We start from the raw sequence: 13,330 nt of genomic DNA, 5'->3' as shown, positions 1-13,330 counted from the left end.
ATCCGATGGATACCTCGCTTTCTTCCGTTTCACATCCCGCGGCACGGCTGCCGTTCGCGGTCTTCGTGCTCGGTCTCACCGTGTTCTGCATCGGCACCACCGAAGTGATGGTGTCGGGGCTGCTGCCGCTGCTCGCGCATGAATTCGGCACGTCGATCCCGACGGCCGGCCTGCTGATCTCCGGCTATGCGGCCGGCGTCGTGGTTGGCGGCCCGGCGATGACGCTCGCGTTTCTGCGCGTGCGCCGCAAGACAGCGCTGCTCGTGCTGCTCGGCGTGTTCGTGGCCGGCCAGGCGCTCGGCGCGGTCGCGACGAGCTATGCACTGCTGATGATCTCGCGTGTCGTCGCGGCGTTCGCGCAGGGCGCGTTCTTCGGGATCGGCTCGCTGCTCGCGATCGATCTCGCCGGCCCCCGCGCGAAAGGCCGCGCGCTCGCGGTCATGTTCGGCGGCCTGACGATCGCCAACATCGCGGGCGCGCCGTTCGGCACGCTGATCGGCGAGCAGTACGGCTGGCGCGCGAGCTTCTGGGCCGTCACGGTGCTGGCCGTGCTGAGCCTCGTGGCGACCGCGTGGGTCGTGCCCGCCCAGGCGCGGCCGCCCTATCACGGCGTCGCGCGCGAATTCGCGTCGTTCCGGCGGCCACGGCTGTGGCTCGCGCTCGGCATTTCGGCGCTGAGCCAGGCCGGCCTGTTCGCCGCGTACAGCTATTTCTCGCCGATCTTCACCGAGGTCGGCGGCTTCTCCCGCGCGAGCGTGCCGGCCTTGCAGGCGCTGTTCGGGATCGGCTGTTTCGCGGGCACCCTCGTCGGCGGCCGCTATACCGATCGCCATCCGCGCGGCATCCTCTGCGCGGGCCTCGCGGCCCTGACCGTCACGATGGCCGCGTTCGGCATCCTGGCGCACAGCCCGATCGGCGCGATCGCCGCGCTGGCCGCGTTCGGCGTGGCGGCGTTTTCGATCAATCCCGCGCTGCAGGCCCGCGCGATCGCGGAAGCGCCGCATGCGCCGACGCTCGCGACGACGGCCAACACGTCCGCCTTCAACGTCGGCAACACCGTCGGCCCGTGGCTCGGCGGCGTGGCGATCAATGCCGGGCTCGGCTTCGTGTCGTCGGTGTGGGTCGGCGTCGCGCTCGCCGCGCTGGCCCTGATCCTCGCGCTCGCGTCCATGCGCCCGGACGCCTCTTCCGATTCCGCTTCCGCTTCATCCACAGGTTCGACAGGAGCAAACTCATGAGCACGTCCACGACGCAGCAAACCCGCACGCAGGTCGCCGTCCTCGGCGTCGGCGTGATGGGCACGCCCATCGCCCGCAACCTCGCCCGCAAGGGCTTCGTCGTCCGCGCGTGGAACCGCACGCGCGCGAAGGCCGACGCGCTCGCCATCGACGGCGTCGCGGCCTTCGATACGCCGGCCGGGGCCGTCGACGGCGCACACGTCGTCGTCACCGTACTGAACGACGCCGACAGCGTGTTGCAGGCCATGCAGGCCGCCGCGCCGGCACTCGTGCGCGGCACGCCGTGGGTGCAGATCAGCACGGTCGGCGTGCGCGGCATCGCGTCGCTCGCCGCGTTCGCGCAGGCACAAGGGCTCGTGTTCTACGATGCGCCCGTGCAGGGATCGCGACAGCCGGCCGAGCAGGCTCAGCTCGTGGTGCTCGCGTCCGGCCCGGCGTCGGCGCGCGCGCAGGTGCAACCGGTGTTCGACGCGATCGGCCGGCGCACGGTCTGGGTCGCCGACGACGGTTCGACGGGCGCAAGCAGCCGGCTGAAGCTCGCACTCAATCACTACGCGTTCGCGCTGACGCACGCGGTAGCCGAGAGCCTGAAGCTGGCCGGTTCGCTCGGCGCGGACCCGCGCCACGTGATCGACGTCGTGTCGGGCGGCCCGATGGACAACGCGTACTTCCAGGCGAAGGGCGCGCTGATCCTGAACGACGACTTCCGCCCCGCGTTCACGATCGTCAACGCGGTGAAGGACGCGACGCTGATCGCGCAGGCCGCCCGGGACGCGGGCATGCAGGCCGACATCGCGAATGCGAGCCTCGCGCGCTTTCAGCGCGCCGCCGACGCGGGGCACGGCGATCAAGACATGGCCGCGTCGTTTCTCGCATGAAACGGCGGCGGTAGCGGCGCTGCGTTGTCCGTGCCTGAGTCGAAGCGCGGCCGCAACCGGCTCGCGGCCACGGCCGAACGCGGCGTCCGACGCGGCCCGATACGATCGGCCCGGCCATGCGCCCGCGGGCGCCGCCGGCCGGCATCGCCGGAAACGCCGGGCCGCGGCCGCCGCGTCACGCCTTGTGCGTCGACAACAAGATACTCGTCTCCGTATTCGCGATCCCGTCGATCAGCCGGATCGCGCCCAGCACGCGATCGAAATGCTCGAGCGAATCGGCGTGCAGTTCGGCAACCAGATCCCAGCGCCCGTTCGTGCTGTGGATCGACGCGACGTTCGGATGCCCGCGCAGCACCTTCACCACTTCCGCACCGCGATTGCCCTGCACCGCGATCGACATCAGCGCGCGGATCCGGTGCCGCTCCGCTGCCGGCTTGAGCCGCACCGTATAGCCGACGATCACGCCGTTCTTCTCCAGCCGCGTCAGCCGGTTCTGCACGGTCGCGCGCGCCACGCGCAGCGCCTTCGCGAGCGCGACGACCGGCAGCCGCGCGTTATCGCGCAGCAGCGCGATGAGCTGCCGGTCGACGTCGTCGAGCGTAATCATGAAGGAACCTTCCTGTTGAACGTGAACCGGCCGCAAGCGTGCCGGACATTGCGCATTCCGACCAGCAGGGATTGAACAAACTGCCGGATACGGCAAGCAATTTGCCAAGTCTATCGATAAATCTGCCACTTTTGCCGTCTTTTTGTTGGCTCGACTCCCGGAAATAATGACTCCATCGACCGGCCGAATCCGCCGCGACGCCGCTTTTCATGGAGCCGGGGCCCGGGCCGCAGCGCCCGCCCCGGTCGACCAGAACGCCGGACATCCGTACCGGCAAAAAAATGGAGACAGACCGATGACCCGCTTCCTCGACGTTCCCGCCACCGCCCGACTGATCGCCCAAACCGGCGTCACGCCGTTCCTGCACGCGCTCGTCGACACGCTGCGCGCCGATTACCTGCACTGGGCCGACTTCGACAAGTCGCCGCGCGTGGCCTGCCACTCGCGCAACGGCGTGATCGAACTCATGCCCGTCGCGAACGACGCGCTGTTCGCGTTCAAGTACGTGAACGGCCACCCCGTGAACGCCGCGCGCGGCATGCACACGGTGATGGCGTTCGGCGCGCTCGCCGAAGTCGATACCGGCTACCCGCTGCTGCTCGCCGAGCTCACGCTGACCACCGCGCTGCGCACCGCCGCCACGTCGGTGCTCGCCGCGCAGGCCCTCGCCCGCCCCGACTCGCGCACGATGGCGCTGATCGGCAACGGCGCGCAAAGCGAATTCCAGGCGATCGCCTTCCATACGCTGCTCGGCATCGAAGAGATCCGCGTGTTCGACGTCGATCCGCTCGCCACCGACAAGCTCGTGAAGAACCTCGCCGCGTATCCGGCGCTGCGCGTCGTGCGCGCCGCGTCGACCGCCGATGCCGTGCGCGGCGCCGACATCGTCACGACCGTCACCGCCGACAAGGCCTACGCGACGATCGTCACGGCCGACATGATCGAACCCGGCATGCACCTGAACGCGGTCGGCGGCGATTGCCCCGGCAAGACCGAGCTCGACGCGGGCGTGCTGCATGCGGGCCGCGTGTTCGTCGAATTCGAGCCGCAGTCGCGCATCGAAGGCGAGATCCAGCAGATGCCGGCCGACTTCCCCGTTACCGAACTGTGGCGCGTGCTGCAAGGCGAGACGACCGGCCGCGAACGCGCGGACGAAGTCACAGTGTTCGACTCGGTCGGCTTCGCGCTCGAAGACTATTCGGCGCTGCGCTACCTGTACGCGCTCGCGCAGCAGCACAACGCCGGCATCGAGATCGCGCTGATCCCGCCGGCCGTCGATCCGAAGAACCTGTTCGCGCTGATCGACGATCCGGCCGCGATCGCCCAGGCTCACGCGACGTTCGTCGTCGACGCCGTCACCGCCTTCGCGCGCTGACCGTCATTGCCGGGCGGCGTGCGCGCCGCCCGGTTCCTCGTCTCCCGCCACTACCGTTCATGAATCTCGTATCGATCCAGGCGCCGGCCGCCGTCGTGATGATCCGGCCGCATCGCTTCCTGCCGAACCCGCAGACCGCGGCCGACAACGCGTTCCAGCGCACGGCCGCCGGCGGCGCGCGCGACACGGCGTCGGTGTCCGCCGCCGCGCGCGACGAAGTCACGGCCGCCGCCCAGGCGCTCGCGGAAGCCGGCGTGCGCGTGCACGTATTCGACGACCACGGCGAGCGCGACACGCCCGACTCCGTGTTCCCGAACAACTGGTTCTCGACGCATCCGGGCGGACACGTCGCGCTGTATCCGATGTATAGCCCGAACCGCCGCCGCGAGCGGCGCGCCGACATCGTCGAAATGCTGAAAGCCGAGTACCGTGTGCAGGACGTGATCGACTACTCGGGGCTCGAATACGACGACGTATTCCTGGAAGGCACCGGCGCGATGGTGCTCGATCACGTCGCGCGGATCGCCTATACCGCGCGCTCGCGCCGCGCCGATCCGGTCGCGCTCGAACGCTTCTGCACGCACTTCAACTTCGAGCCGATCTGCTTCGACACGGCCGATGCGAACGGGCGGCCGATCTATCACACGAACGTGATGATGAGCGTCGCGACCGAGTTCGCGATGGTGGGCCTCGACCTGATCGCCGACCGCCGGCGCCGCGACGAAATCGCGCAACGCCTGACCGAAACCGGCCGCACGGTGATCGCGCTCGACTACGCGCAGATCGCGCATTTCGCGGGCAATACGCTGGAACTGTCGGGCAAGGACGGGCGCGTGCTCGCGCTGTCGCGGCGCGCCTTCGACTGCCTGAGCGGCGAACAGCGCGCGACGATCGAGCGCTCGGCGCGGCTGCTGCCGCTCGACGTGCCGACGATCGAACTGGCCGGCGGCTCGGTGCGCTGCATGCTCGCGGGGATTCATCTCGCGCGGCGCGCGTCGATGCATGACGTGCAGGAAAGCGAATCGGTGGAACCGCAACGCGAAGCGGTAACGGTCGCCGTCGCCTGAGAGAACACCTGTTCGCCATTGCAGCGCACAGTCCGGCACAACCGGATGCATCGATCGCCGAACCGGATCGATGCATCCGTTCTTCATTCAACCCGCCAATAGTTTCAGCCCGGCCGGCAGCGTTTCGCCGAACACGCGTGCCGTGTCGGCTTCATCGAACGCGATCGCTTCGCGCACCATGTCGATCCACGCCGCCGATGCGTTGGCCGCCGACAAACGCTTGATCACCGCTTCGCGCGTATCGTCCGGCAAGTCGCGTTCGCGGTCGCCGGTCATGCGCGCGATTTGCGCCGCCGCGAACGCCGCGGGTTCGACCTGTTTCCAGTCGAGCGCGAACAGCGCGTCGAGCCAGCGGTTCGCCACGTCGGCCGGCACGACACTGTGCGCGCTGCCGTAGAACGGCCGGCGCGCGCCGATCCGCCCGAGCGCCCACGCGCACAGCGTGCGCTCGGCCGGCTTCTGCAATTGCCCGATCAAACGCTCGGCCAATTCCACCTTGCGCGCGACCGGCAGCCGCTCGAGCGACGCCGACAAGCGCGTCATGTCGGCAGGGCCGACCTTGGCCGGATCGAACGGCAGCTTGCGGCGCTTGTCGTCGGACGGTTCGAGGAACGCGATCGCGTCGCGCACCTGCGTCTGCGCATCGTCGTCGAGGCCGCCGGCCGCGCGACGCCACAGCGTCCACCACTCGGACCACACCTGCGCGTCGTTCACGTACTGGATCCCGTCGTCGAACAGCGGCCAGAGCTGCTCGATGCGCCATGCGTCGAGCGGATGACCGAAGCCCGGACGCAGGCAATAGCCGGCAAGATTCAGCCACGCGCGTTCGTGATCGGCCGAACGCCGGCGCCGGCGCGCACGCGCGAGCAATGCGTCGAACAGTTCGCGCGCGAGCGCGACGTCCCACTCGTCGCGCGGGCCGAGCACCTGCTCCAGTTGCGCGCGCAACCGTCGCGTATCCTTCGGCGTGACGTCCGCCGCCTTGCCGCCGAACGAACGGTCGATCAACTCGAGCGCCTGGTCCAGACGCGGATGGCGCGCGAGCGCGGCGTCGTCGCCCTGCGCGGGCGCATCGCCGCGCAGCTGGAATTCGAGCCGCCAGCGGCGCGACGCATCGTCGGTCGCGATGCAGTGCATTTCGAGCGTGCCGACCTCGGTCAGCGACGCGGTGAGTTTCACCGGCGTTTCGCGCGCATCGCTGCCGGCCTTGCGGTCGACGACCGTCGCGATCGGCGGCAGCCGCACGAAATCGCCGCCGTCCAGGTCGACGAGATCGCCGGGCTGGTACACGGTGTCGGCCACCGTCGACACGAGGTGGAAACGCACCGGCTGCGCGAGCTGCAGCGCGAACGTGCGATCCTCGAGCCGGATCTCGCGGCCTTCTTCCGAACCGCGCGGCAACAGACAGACGCCGCGCGCCGCCGCGTCGCCGGCGCCATCGTCCAGCACCAGGAAATAGCTGCGCGCCGAGCCGCCGCCGATGCGCGGCGCATGCCCTGCCCGCGCGAGCCCGTAGGCCACCGCGCCGCGCGCGACCGCGACGTCCGGATGCGCGTTGTGCAGCACGTCGAGCGGCGCGCCGCGCCACGCACCGAGCGTCTGCGCGAGACGGCCGGCGAGCGCGCCCGCGCGGAACACGCCGCCGTTGAGCAGCAGCGTGTCGGGCAGCGGGCCTTCCGCATGACGGTTCAGGAACGCGGCGACGTGCCGCGTGACGGCCGGGTCGCTCGCATACGGCAACCCGAATTCGACGATCGCGGCCCGCGCGCGGCGCGGCAGCTCGCCGGCCGCGACCTGCGGAAAGAACCCGTCGACGACGATCTGCTCGACTTCCTGCCGCGTGAGCTCCGCCGAGCGCGCACCGCCGACGAGCTTGCTGCCCGCGCCGAGCAACGTCACGGTGACGGACGCGGGCGCATCGTCGCCGAGCAGCCGCTCCTTCGCCGCGCGGCAGCGCTCGACGAGCTGCGACAGGCTCGCGGCCGACAGCCGCGTGCCGGGCTCGGTCAGCCGCGTCTCGACCAGGCGCGCGAGCGCGAGATCCATGTTGTCGCCGCCGAGCATCAGGTGATTGCCGACGCCGACGCGCGTGAAGGTAGGCTCGCCGTCGTCGCCCGGCGCGACGTCGACGAGCGTGAGGTCGGTCGTGCCGCCGCCGACGTCGCAGATCAGCACGCGCCGCGCCGCGGCGAACGTGTCGCGCAACGTCGCGCGCTGGCCGTACAACCAGTCGTAGAACGCGGCCTGCGGCTCTTCCAGCAGCCGCAGCGCCGGCAGTTTCGCGCGCCGGGCGGCCTCGACCGTCAATGCGCGCGCGCCGTCGTCGAACGACGCAGGCACCGTGAGGATCACGTCCTGCTTCGCGAGCGGCGCATCGGGAAAGCGTGCGTCCCAGGCGGCACGCACGTGCGCGAGATAGCTCGCGCTCGCATCGACCGGCGACACCTTGTCGACGCCGTCGGCCGCGCCCCACGGCAGGATCGCCGCGAGCCGGTCGACCGATGCGTGCGACAACCAGCTCTTCGCGCTGGTCACGAGCCGGCCCGGCACCTGCGCGCCGAGCGTGCGCGCATAGCGGCCGATCACGGCCGGCGGTGCCTCGGCGGCGCCCGCCTTCGTGCCGGCCTTCGGATCGGCCGCCCACGGCAGGCGCAGCGCGTCCGGCGGCAGTTCGCCCGCCGCCGGGTGATAGCGCACCGACGGCAGCAGCGGCTGCGCCGCCACCGCGCCGGGGCCGACCAGCTGCTCGACGTCGAATACGCGGATCGCGTCGGAACCGGCCTCGACGTACGCGACGACCGTGTTGCTCGTGCCGAGGTCGATGCCGACCGTATAGCGCTTCATCGCGCTCAGGCGGCGCCGCGCACGTCGAACTCGACCTTCCAGCGCTCGTCCGTGCCGCTCGGGATCGCCTCGAGTTCGAGCGTGCCGGCTTCGGTCACGCGCGCATGCAGCTTCACCGGCACGATCTCGCCGACCGTGCGCCCTTCGGCGGGCAGCGTCGCCTGGATTTCCTCGAGTTCCTGCAGCTCTTCCGGCGACCAGTAGTCGAGCAGCGTGCCGACCTGGTCCTGGCGTCGCACCGACGAACCGAAGAAACGGAACTGCACCGGTTCGCCGACGACGAGGCCGAACTCCTGCGGCGGCAGCGCCGCGTCCGAGCCTTCCTCCATCCCGAACGGCGCGACGCACAGCGCCTGCACCGGCGGTTCGAGCCCCGGCACCGCCGGCATCGCCGACTCGATCGCGACGTAGTACGCACGCGCCGTGCCGCCGCGAATGCGCACGCCACGGCCGCGCTTCACGAAGCCGTAGTACGCCGCGCCGCGCGCGACCGCGAGATCGAGATCCGCGCCTTCGAGCAGACGCGCGGGCGGCGCGCCTTCGGCGGCGAGCCAGCTGTTGAGCGTATCGAGCACGCGCTGCGTGAGCAGCGTCGACTTGAACACGCCACCGTTGAACAGCACCGCGGTCGGATGCAGGAACGTCGCGCCTTGCGGCAGCGTGCGCTGCACGCCTTCGAGCGCGTCGAGCGCCGCGACCTGACGGCCGAGGAACGCCGCGAGATGGCGCGTGATGCCCGCGTCCTGCGCATACGGCAGGCCGAGCTGCGTGAGGCCGACACGCGCGCGGCTCACCGGGCGCGCCGCCGCGTCGACTTGCGGGAAGAAGCCTTCGAGGATCGTCTGCGTGAGTTCCGCGCGCGTGAGCTCCGTGCGGATCGAGCCGCCGATCAGCTTCGAGCCGCGGCTCGGCACAACGAGCGGCACCGCGTCGGTGGCCGGATCGGACAGCAGCGTTTCCTTCGCGGCGCGGCACGCGTAGGTCAGTGCGCGCAGTTGCCACGGATCGGCCTGCGTGCCCTGCTGCGCGAGCTTGCGCGCGACCACGTGCGCGAGCGCGAGGTCCATGTTGTCGCCGCCGAGCAGAATGTGCTCGCCGACCGCCACGCGATGCAGTTCGAGATTGCCGTCGCGCTCGACCACCGCGATCAGCGACAGGTCGGTGGTGCCGCCGCCGACGTCGACGCACAGGATCAGGTCGCCGACCTGCACCTGCTTGCGCCAGCCGCCTTCGCTCTTCTGGATCCAGCTGTAGAGCGCCGCTTGCGGCTCCTCGAGCAGCGTCATCCGCGAGTAGCCAGCGGCGCGGGCGGCTTCCGCCGTCAGTTCGCGCGCGGCCGGGTCGAACGACGCGGGGATCGTGACCGTCACGTCCTGATCCGCGAACGGCGCATCGGGATGCGTGTGGTCCCACGCTTCGCGCAGGTGCGTCAGGTAGCGGATCGAGCTTTCCAGCGGCGACACGCGCGACACTTCGGGCGGCGCATCGCTCGGCAGGATCGCCGCGCGGCGGTCGACGCCCGGGTGGCACAGCCAGCTCTTCGCGCTCGACACGAGACGGATCGGCGTGCCCGCGCCGCGGGTGCGCGCCATCTCGCCGACCGCGAAGCCGCGCGAGGCCGTCCACGGCAGCGTCAGGTCGCCCTGCGTCAGCTCGCTTTCATGCGGAAGATAGAGGAACGACGGCAGCAGGTCGCGCGACTCCAGCGCGCCCGGCGCGGTCAGCTGCGCGATCGGCAGCACCTGCTGCGTGATCTTTTCGCCGTCGCTCGCGGCGCTGTCGACGTACGACAGCGCGCAGTGAGTCGTCCCGAGGTCGATACCGATCGAATAGCGCGGATCGCTCACAGTTCCACCTCCGCCGGTGCGATGACCGATGCGTCGTGGCTGCCCGTCAGCTTCGGCAGGCGCACGTCGGCCACCCGCCAGCCGCGATGGCTGACCGTGCCCGTGAAAGGTGCCGAGCCGACCACGTTGCCCGTCACGCGCACGGCCGTCGCGTCGAAGCCGGCCGGCAGCGTCACGCGGCTGCCTTCGGCTTCGTCGCGCACCGGCACGATCGTGAAGTGTTCGCGCAGCGCGGCGCGGCAGCCGTCGTGCACGAGGCGTGCGGCGGCGCCGATGTCGGCGTCGCCGTAGCCGGCGATGTCTTCCTCGACGAAATCGATGAAGCGGGCGTCGCGCTGCAGCAGGCCGAGCAGTTGCAGGGCCGCTTGCGGGCTCGCTTCGCGCAGCTCGGGGGCCGGCGCCTTCACGGGCGCAGGCGCCGGGGCAGGTGCAGCAGCCGGCGCAACCGGGGCCGGAGCCGGTGCGGGTGCAACCGGTGCCGGGGCGCCGTCGCGCACGCGCAGCACGCCGGCCGCGAATTCGCGGTTGCCGATCACGGAGAAGAATGTGCCGACGGCCAGCGATAGCCGGCCGAAGAAGGACAGGTTCGATTCGGGCATGGGGTCTGGACTCCTGTGGGCTCGCGACACGGCGAGCATCTTGCCTGGGCGCCGGGCGGCGGCGTGCGATTGCGCACTGCCGCCGCCCGGCGCGTGATTCGGACGCACCCTCGCGGGTGCGGAAAACCCGTATTTTGCCCTGTGGCGGGCGAACCGGGCAGAAGTTGGGGGACAGATCGCGGCGGCGCACGCATTTCGCGCCGCGCCGGATTGCGTCGGACTACACGTTATCGCGGGCCGAAGGCGATGTTGCGGCGCATCAGCGCGGCTTGCGGCGGCGCGCCGCCTTCGCTTCGAATTCGCGCGACAGCATGCCGAGCGTGACTTCGCCGAAACGCGCGAGCAGCGCCGTCTCGGCCTCCTTCAGCGCCGCCGACAGATGCGCGTTGACCGCCTGTTCGACCAGGCATTCGGGCGTGTCCTCGGTCACCAGATCGGAGAACACCGGCGGCTCGCCCACCGCGCGATAGACGTCGAGCAGCGTGATGTCGTCGAGCGCGACGCTGAGCGCCCAGCCGCCGCCGTGGCCTTTCTCCGACTGCACGTAGCCGCAGTCGCGCAGCCCGCCGAGCAGGCGTCGCACGACGACCGGGTTCGTGCACAGCATCGTCGCGATCGCCTCCGACGTCAGCGGGCCATCGGCCTGGTCCATGTGGATCAGCGCATGCAGCATGCGCGACAAACGGCTATCGGTTCTCACGGACGGGCGGCTCCCACTCTCGAAACTTCTGAAGTTGCATGAATGATATCACCGACCTATCATGCAACTTCTCGTGTTTCATGAGTTGGCCGCCATCGAAGCACGTCTTTCGTTCGTATCAATTCAGGAATCAGGAAAGGAGTGGACACATGCAGATGCATCATGACGTGATCGTGGTCGGCGGCAGCTTTGCCGGGCTGTCGGCCGCGATGCAGCTCGCGCGGGCGCGACGCCGCGTGCTCGTGATCGACGCGGGCCGGCCGCGCAATCGCTTCGCCGAACAGGCGCACGGTTTTTTCGGGCAGGACGGCAAGCCGCCTGCGGAGATCGTCGCGCAAGCCGCCGCGCAACTGGCGGCCTATCCGACCGTGCAGCGGATCGCGGGCGAAGCGCGCACCGCCGAGCGCGACGCGAGCGGCGGCTTTCGCGTAACGCTTTCGGACGGCAGCCGCGCGAGCGCCGACCGGCTGATCCTCGCCACCGGCATCCGCGACGAACTGCCCGCGTTGCCGGGGCTTGCGGAACGCTGGGGCGTCAGCGTGCTGCACTGTCCGTATTGCCACGGCTACGAGGTGGCGGGCCGTCGGCTCGGCGTGCTGGCGACGCATCCGCTGTCCGTGCATCAGGCGATCCTGATTCCGGACTGGGGGCCGACGACGTGGTTCACGCAGGGCGTCGTCGAAGCGAACGAAGCGGAAACCGCGTTGCTCGGCGCGCGCGGCGTGCGCATCGAACGATCGCCCGTCGTCGACATCCTCGGCGATGCGCCGCGGATCGACGCGTTGCGGCTCGCGGACGGGCAAGTCGTTCCGGTCGATGCGTTGTTCATCGGTGCGCGAACGGAGATGGCGAGCGATCTCGCGCGACAGCTCGGCTGCGCGTTCGACGAAGGGCCGCTCGGGCAGGCGATTCGCGTCGATACGTGGAAGCAGACGAGCGTGCCCGGCGTGTTCGCGGCCGGCGACGCGTCGAGCCTGATGACGAATGCGACATTCGCATCGGCGTCGGGGGTCGCGGCAGGAGTCGGCGCGCATCGGTCGTTGATTTTCGGGCTGGGCGCGTGATGTGAGGTTTGACGGGGCGTCCGATCCCGTGGCCGTGGTGAGCGGCAGTGGCGTGGTATCTTCCATCGCCATGGGCCTCACCAACATTTCCGCCATCTCGTTCGATCTCGATGACACGCTGTGGCCGTTCGGACCTTCCGTCCAACGGGCCGAAGCGTCGCTGCATGCGTGGCTGACCGAACATGCGCCCAACACCGCGAGCGTGCTGCCGACATCACACGCGTTGAGCACGTTGCGCGACGAATACGAGCGCCTGCGGCCGGATCTCGTCAGCGACTATCGCGCGCTGCGAATCGGATCGATCCGGCTTGCGCTGGAACGCGCGAACGAAGACGTCACGCTGACCGACCGCGCATACGACGTGTTCTATTCCGCGCGGAACCAGGTCGAGTTCTTCGACGATGCGTTGCCGGCGCTCGCGTGGTTGAGCGCACGGTTTCCGTTGATCGCGGTGACCAACGGCAATGCCGATTTGCGGCTGACCGGCGGCGGCGAGTTCTTTCGCGAGACGCTCAGCGCGCGGGCGTTCGGGTTCGCGAAGCCGGAGCCGGAAATCTTTCATGCGGCCGCCGCGGCGCTCGGTGTGCATGCGACGGAACTGCTGCACGTCGGCGACGACTTTCACCTCGATATCGTCGGTGCGTTGAATGCGGGGTTGCAGGCGGCCTGGGTCGTGCGCGATGAACGTCCGGAAGCGGAACACGCCGCGCATCGCGCCCCGTCTCGGCATCTGACGATTCGTGATTTGTCGGCGCTGTGTCGGGTGCTGGGTGGGCCTGTCGCGGGAGGGGGGGGGTGTAGCTGAGTAACCTCCCACGCTTTCCTGCAAGGACATTTGGAGTTCTGATTTGGCTTGTTCGATGTGGGTTTTCTTCCCGCTCCGCCGCTTGACGTGCGTGCCAAGCCGAGCAGGTCAATCCACTCGATCGGATTCGGCGCGTACTGCCAAACGTTGATGCCGCCTTCCAGCCCAATCGGATCCTTACTAATAAACCGCCCACTATCCGGATCGCAATACCGATACCGGCTGTGATGCAGCCCCGTTTCCTCATCCCGATACGCTCCCAAAACCGGAACGTATGACCTGCGTCGCGCTCACAATTCGGCTAAG

General features: G+C 69.7%; 11 protein-coding genes and 1 pseudogene. 6 read left to right on the top strand and 6 right to left on the bottom strand.

Going from position 1 to position 13,330, the window contains the following annotated elements:
- Positions 1 to 5: 5 nt before the first annotated feature.
- Positions 6 to 1,238, top strand: coding sequence for an MFS transporter (locus BME24068_RS21240; RefSeq protein WP_174927259.1), 1,233 nt, complete (start codon positions 6 to 8; stop codon positions 1,236 to 1,238).
- Positions 1,235 to 2,116: an NAD(P)-dependent oxidoreductase gene (locus BME24068_RS21235; RefSeq protein WP_174927258.1), complete on the top strand. Its 882-nt coding sequence runs from the start codon at positions 1,235 to 1,237 to the stop codon at positions 2,114 to 2,116. The genes BME24068_RS21240 and BME24068_RS21235 overlap by 4 nt, the downstream gene beginning before the upstream one ends.
- 175 nt (positions 2,117 to 2,291) lie before the next feature.
- Here BME24068_RS21235 and BME24068_RS21230 read toward each other — a convergent pair whose 3' ends face one another.
- Positions 2,292 to 2,723: an Lrp/AsnC family transcriptional regulator gene (locus BME24068_RS21230; RefSeq protein WP_059237585.1), complete on the bottom strand. Its 432-nt coding sequence runs from the start codon at positions 2,721 to 2,723 to the stop codon at positions 2,292 to 2,294.
- A gap of 295 nt (positions 2,724 to 3,018) precedes the next feature.
- On the opposite strand from BME24068_RS21230, the gene BME24068_RS21225 reads away from it, so the two are divergent.
- Together BME24068_RS21225 and ctlX are read left to right on the top strand one after the other, a co-directional pair.
- Positions 3,019 to 4,098: an ornithine cyclodeaminase gene (locus BME24068_RS21225; protein WP_174927257.1), complete on the top strand. Its 1,080-nt coding sequence runs from the start codon at positions 3,019 to 3,021 to the stop codon at positions 4,096 to 4,098.
- 59 nt (positions 4,099 to 4,157) lie between these two features.
- Positions 4,158 to 5,165: a citrulline utilization hydrolase CtlX gene (gene ctlX, locus BME24068_RS21220; protein WP_174927256.1), complete on the top strand. Its 1,008-nt coding sequence runs from the start codon at positions 4,158 to 4,160 to the stop codon at positions 5,163 to 5,165.
- Positions 5,166 to 5,252: 87 nt separating this feature from the next.
- Here the strand turns inward: ctlX and BME24068_RS21215 are convergent, their stop codons facing one another.
- The 4 genes from BME24068_RS21215 to BME24068_RS21200 all read right to left on the bottom strand — a co-directional run bounded on the left by BME24068_RS21215 (position 5,253) and on the right by BME24068_RS21200 (position 11,155).
- The gene (locus tag BME24068_RS21215) at positions 5,253 to 8,009 is read right to left on the bottom strand and encodes an Hsp70 family protein (RefSeq protein ID WP_174927255.1); all 2,757 of its coding nucleotides are present in this window, start codon (positions 8,007 to 8,009) and stop codon (positions 5,253 to 5,255) included.
- Between the two features lie 5 nt (positions 8,010 to 8,014).
- On the bottom strand, positions 8,015 to 9,856 hold the full coding sequence (locus BME24068_RS21210; protein ID WP_096500272.1) for an Hsp70 family protein: 1,842 nt from the start codon (positions 9,854 to 9,856) through the stop codon (positions 8,015 to 8,017).
- A complete protein-coding gene (locus BME24068_RS21205; RefSeq protein WP_096500274.1) occupies positions 9,853 to 10,455 on the bottom strand; it encodes a DUF2760 domain-containing protein in 603 nt (200 codons plus the stop codon). The genes BME24068_RS21210 and BME24068_RS21205 overlap by 4 nt, the downstream gene beginning before the upstream one ends.
- A 259-nt stretch (positions 10,456 to 10,714) precedes the next feature.
- On the bottom strand, positions 10,715 to 11,155 hold the full coding sequence (locus BME24068_RS21200; protein WP_096500276.1) for an RrF2 family transcriptional regulator: 441 nt from the start codon (positions 11,153 to 11,155) through the stop codon (positions 10,715 to 10,717).
- Between the two features lie 149 nt (positions 11,156 to 11,304).
- Here BME24068_RS21200 and BME24068_RS21195 point away from each other — a divergent pair, with 149 nt between their 5' ends.
- Both BME24068_RS21195 and BME24068_RS21190 read left to right on the top strand, forming a co-directional pair.
- Positions 11,305 to 12,219, top strand: coding sequence for an NAD(P)/FAD-dependent oxidoreductase (locus BME24068_RS21195; RefSeq protein WP_174927254.1), 915 nt, complete (start codon positions 11,305 to 11,307; stop codon positions 12,217 to 12,219).
- Between the two features lie 70 nt (positions 12,220 to 12,289).
- On the top strand, positions 12,290 to 13,024 hold the full coding sequence (locus tag BME24068_RS21190) for an HAD family hydrolase (protein ID WP_174927323.1): 735 nt from the start codon (positions 12,290 to 12,292) through the stop codon (positions 13,022 to 13,024).
- Positions 13,025 to 13,113: 89 nt separating this feature from the next.
- Here BME24068_RS21190 and BME24068_RS35090 read toward each other — a convergent pair.
- Positions 13,114 to 13,284 (bottom strand): annotated as a pseudogene (locus tag BME24068_RS35090) (RHS repeat-associated core domain-containing protein); the annotation flags it as partial.
- Positions 13,285 to 13,330: the final 46 nt, after the last annotated feature.

Origin of the sequence: Burkholderia anthina, from assembly GCF_902498995.1 — a bacterium.
GTDB classification, from domain to species: Bacteria; Pseudomonadota; Gammaproteobacteria; order Burkholderiales; family Burkholderiaceae; genus Burkholderia; species Burkholderia anthina.
Note: the sequence above shows the minus strand (reverse complement) of the source record. Positions and strands in the feature narration are given on the sequence as shown.

Coding starts and splice junctions, on each gene's coding strand:
- BME24068_RS21240 (WP_174927259.1), top strand. CDS start 6: ATGGATACCTCGCTTTCTTCCGTTTCACATCCCGCGGCACGGCTGCCG.
- BME24068_RS21235 (WP_174927258.1), top strand. CDS start 1,235: ATGAGCACGTCCACGACGCAGCAAACCCGCACGCAGGTCGCCGTCCTC.
- BME24068_RS21230 (WP_059237585.1), bottom strand. CDS start 2,723: ATGATTACGCTCGACGACGTCGACCGGCAGCTCATCGCGCTGCTGCGC.
- BME24068_RS21225 (WP_174927257.1), top strand. CDS start 3,019: ATGACCCGCTTCCTCGACGTTCCCGCCACCGCCCGACTGATCGCCCAA.
- ctlX (WP_174927256.1), top strand. CDS start 4,158: ATGAATCTCGTATCGATCCAGGCGCCGGCCGCCGTCGTGATGATCCGG.
- BME24068_RS21215 (WP_174927255.1), bottom strand. CDS start 8,009: ATGAAGCGCTATACGGTCGGCATCGACCTCGGCACGAGCAACACGGTC.
- BME24068_RS21205 (WP_096500274.1), bottom strand. CDS start 10,455: ATGCCCGAATCGAACCTGTCCTTCTTCGGCCGGCTATCGCTGGCCGTC.
- BME24068_RS21195 (WP_174927254.1), top strand. CDS start 11,305: ATGCAGATGCATCATGACGTGATCGTGGTCGGCGGCAGCTTTGCCGGG.
- BME24068_RS21190 (WP_174927323.1), top strand. CDS start 12,290: ATGGGCCTCACCAACATTTCCGCCATCTCGTTCGATCTCGATGACACG.